The organism is [Clostridium] aminophilum (assembly GCF_900101295.1).
Lineage (GTDB): Bacteria > Bacillota > Clostridia > Lachnospirales > Lachnospiraceae > Clostridium_R > Clostridium_R aminophilum_A.
On record NZ_FOIL01000096.1, the window covers coordinates 1 to 3,924 of the forward strand.

The window sequence follows — 3,924 nt, forward strand, 5'->3', positions numbered from 1 at the left end:
AGTCAGTGCACGTCAACTATTGAAACCGCCGTGTACCGAACGGTACGCACGGTGGTGTGAGAGGACGGGGGCTAATCACCCCCTCCTACTCGATTCATACGGTATTTTCCAAAACTCCTTACGACATAAAACACTCCGCGGGGATGCGCACTCCGCCGCTTTATTAACAGGATCTTTACGGATCATTTCGGTTCACGGCAGGAAATCAGGTTATAATAACAATATCCATGACGAATTATGGAGAAGACAGGAGACGTATTATGGTTAAGAAATTCAAAAACAACGATCCGAGTGTCTTTATCGCGGATGGCGCGCAGCTGATCGGGGACATCACCCTCGGTCACGGTGCAAGCATCTGGTACAATGCCGTCCTCCGCGCGGATCTGTGCCCGATCCGGGTGGGGGAAAACACCAATATTCAGGATCTCTGCGTTCTTCACGGCGATTCGCAGTACAGTATTGTCCTCGGCGACCGTGTGTCGGTCGGACATAGGAGTATTCTTCATGGCTGCGAGGTCGGGGATGACAGCGTGATCGGGATGGGAAGCACCATCCTGAACGGGGCAAAGATCGGAAAGAACTGTCTGATCGGTGCGGGATCGCTGATCACGAAGAATACGGTCATTCCGGACAACACGATGGCCTTCGGCCGTCCGGCAAAGATCGTCCGCACGATGACAGAGAAGGACATTGCATACAATGAGAAGAACTGGAAGGAGTATGCGATGCTCGCCGAGGAGGCGGTAAGAGATTCCTGACGGGGACAGGACACCGGCCGCAGGGAACAATGCCGGGGGGCCGGAAAGAAAATCATCGGTCGGAAGGTGGGTCTTGCCGGATTTCGTCAGGAAAATACGAAATACCTCAAAGAAATGCGTTTTCTGTTAAAAGAACGTTATGTTTTCATGTTTTTAATTTTGAAACGATAGTGGTAAAACCGCGTAAATGCACGGTTTTGCGGACAGTTCCATTTTTGTGAATGTCATATATCACAAAAAACATATTGCATTTTTGTATAAATGTGCTAAAACATACTTCTGTGCCCGGAACCGGATTCCGGACAGCAACGGGACGAAACACCTTTCCGGTGCGCAGCCCCGTTCTTCGCAGAAGCTGCGGAAATGCCAAAAACGGCATCCGCCCGCGGACTGCGATCACTATGAAATCACATGGGAGGTAGTTATTTATGGCAACACCGGTATGGCTCAGCATTCCGTTTGCAGGACTTCTGCTCTGTATTGCCCTTTTTCCGATCATGAAAGCGGATTGGTGGGAGGAGCACAAGGCTCTGGTCGTCGCATTCTGGTCTGTGCTGACACTGATTCTGTTTACGATGGTCTTCGGCCCGGCGGCATCGCTGGAAACGGCGGTTGACTGTCTGTTCAATGACTATGTCACGTTTATCGTTCTTTTGTTCGGCCTGTACTGTGTATCCGGCAACATCACGTTTACCGGAGATCTGGCCGGTTCACCGGCGGTCAATGTGGGACTTCTGGCAATCGGAACGCTTCTTTCCAGCTGCATCGGAACCACCGGTTCCAGTATGCTGATGATCCGTCCGGTCATCCGGATGAATTCCTGGAGACGGAGAAGAGCCCACATCATGATCTTCTTCATTTTCCTGATCTCCAACATCGGCGGATGTCTGACACCGGTTGGAGATCCGCCGCTTCTGATGGGCTTTATGCACGGGGTATCCTTCTTCTGGAGCCTTCATCTGTTTCCGGTTATGCTGCTCAACATGGCAGTGCTGCTGTTCATCTTCTACCATATTGATATGAAGGAATACCGCGCGGATGTGGCCGACGGCCGCAAACCGGATATCTCAAAACCGGGCACGGAGCTGAAAATCGGCGGCGGTCACAACATCATTTTCCTGATTGCCATCGTGGCGGCGGTTGTTCTGAGCGGAACGCTGTCGAATTATCCGATGTTCCAGAATGCGGATGGCTCCGCGGCGGGTGTGCCGCTTCCGGGCGGAAAGGTGTTCCCGTGGGCTTCCGTGATCGAGATTGTAATCATTCTGATTTCGGCCCTTCTTTCCTTTGTCACAACGAACCGGGAAGTTCGCCGGAAGAACCATTTTACCTGGGGGGCGATCGAGGAGGTCGCAACTCTCTTCATCGGCATCTTCATCACCATGCAGCCGGCCCTTCTTCTGCTGAAGGAAGTCGGACCGCAGCTGGGCCTGAATCACCCCGCCCAGATGTTCTGGGCAACCGGAATTCTGTCCAGTTTTCTGGATAACACGCCGACGTATCTGGTATTCCTGACAACGGCGGGAACCCTTGATTTTACGCAGGGCATGATGACGACGCTGGGAATTGTCCCGGCGAACATGCTGATGGCGATTTCCTGCGGCGCCGTGTTTATGGGCGCCATCACTTATATCGGAAATGCGCCGAACTTCATGGTCAAGTCCATGTCGGATGAGAACGGTATCGCGATGCCGTCCTTCTTCGGTTATCTGAAATGGTCCGTAAAATATCTGGTTCCGGTATTCCTTCTGGATACCGTAATCTTCTTTCTGTGAGAGGAGGAGAAGGGATGAGCGAAGAGAATAAAAAGATCGATCCGGAGCAGATGACATCGGAGGAAAATGCGGCAACCGACGAGGAGTACCGCGAGCTTGCCGAGCACATTTACGATCTGGATCTGAAAGTATATGAGACAACCGGTTCTTCCCTGGGCCGTGTATTCAACGATGACCGTGAGCGCTGCGTGCGGAGAATGATCCGTGCGATGGAAGATACGCCGGAAGAGCATCTGGTTCGAAGCGAGGTTGTCCTGATCGGAAACATGGCGAGAACGATCCGGGACAAGGCGGTCCGCAAGGAGATCATGACCGCCTACAATGAGATCATGCAGAAGCTGCTCATGATGCAGCGAAGCTCCATCGGAACCACGATTCTGGACAAGCGGAGAGCAAGACTGAACCCGATGTCGATCGACGGCCGGTTTGCGGAGAACCAGCATCTGATCATCTGCATCAGCCGTACGTACGGTTCCGGAGGAAACTACATCGGTTTCGGACTGGCGGATAAGCTCAAGATCGATTATTATGACGCGGAGATCTTCAACGCGACTCTGAAGCGCCTGGAGGCGGAGCAGGACGGTCTGACCGACGAAGCGGATTATGTCGGTCTTCAGCTGCAGAAAAGCAAGAGCAAGAATCCGGGAATGGATGTCTACACGGAGAAGACCGGTTTCCGCGAGTGGTTCAAAAAACTGAACCGGTATCACGGCCTGCCGAAGAAGGACGCGCTGTTTTTCAACCAGAGCGATCTGATCTGCGATATGGCCAAGAAATCGGATTTTGTGGTAATGGGACGGTGTGCGGACGTCATTCTCCGGAACAATAATATCCCGCATATCAGTATCTTCATCACGGCACCGTTTGAGCGCCGTGTCCGCAATATGATGGAGTATAACCATCAGGACCGGAAGACCACCGAGAGATACGTTCAGCAGGTTGACCGCGCGCACGCGGCCTACTATGAATATTTTACCGGGTTGAAATGGGGTCAGGCGAACCACTATGATTTCTGTCTGAACAGCGCAAGCTACGGAATTCAGGGATCGGTGGATTTCATCCTCCGGACACTGAAATACAACGGCGTCAAATTCCCGCATCATCTTGAACCGGAGACGGAGGCGGAGCGCGCAACGCTTCAGGCCGATGCGGATGCGGTAGAGGCAACCGCCCAGAAGGATGCGGCGAGAAGAGCGGCACGGGAGGCGGCGGAGGCAGCACTTCCGAAGGAAGATTAAGAATCGAGAGATTTTTCCGGAGGCGTCCGGGCGGAGCACCGTCCGGGCGCCTTGTCTCTGTTTCATAGGAAATTTCTCCGAAATTCCCTATGAAACAAAAACGCTCCGCGAGGATGCGCACGCCGCTGTAAGGAAGCTGTCACCTAACGGTGA

General features: G+C 52.9%; 3 protein-coding genes. All 3 read left to right on the forward strand.

What is annotated here, in order from left to right; translation table 11 throughout:
• Positions 1–260 precede the first annotated feature (260 nt).
• The 3 genes from BMW41_RS13890 (at position 261) to BMW41_RS13900 (ending at position 3,771) form a co-directional block, all read left to right on the forward strand.
• A complete protein-coding gene (locus tag BMW41_RS13890) occupies positions 261–758 on the forward strand; it encodes a gamma carbonic anhydrase family protein (RefSeq protein ID WP_074650801.1) in 498 nt (165 codons plus the stop codon).
• Positions 759–1,186: 428 nt separating this feature from the next.
• Positions 1,187–2,533: a sodium:proton antiporter gene (locus BMW41_RS13895; protein ID WP_074650803.1), complete on the forward strand. Its 1,347-nt coding sequence runs from the start codon at positions 1,187–1,189 to the stop codon at positions 2,531–2,533.
• 14 nt (positions 2,534–2,547) lie between these two features.
• The gene (locus tag BMW41_RS13900) at positions 2,548–3,771 is read left to right on the forward strand and encodes a cytidylate kinase-like family protein (protein ID WP_074650804.1); all 1,224 of its coding nucleotides are present in this window, start codon (positions 2,548–2,550) and stop codon (positions 3,769–3,771) included.
• Positions 3,772–3,924 lie beyond the last annotated feature (153 nt).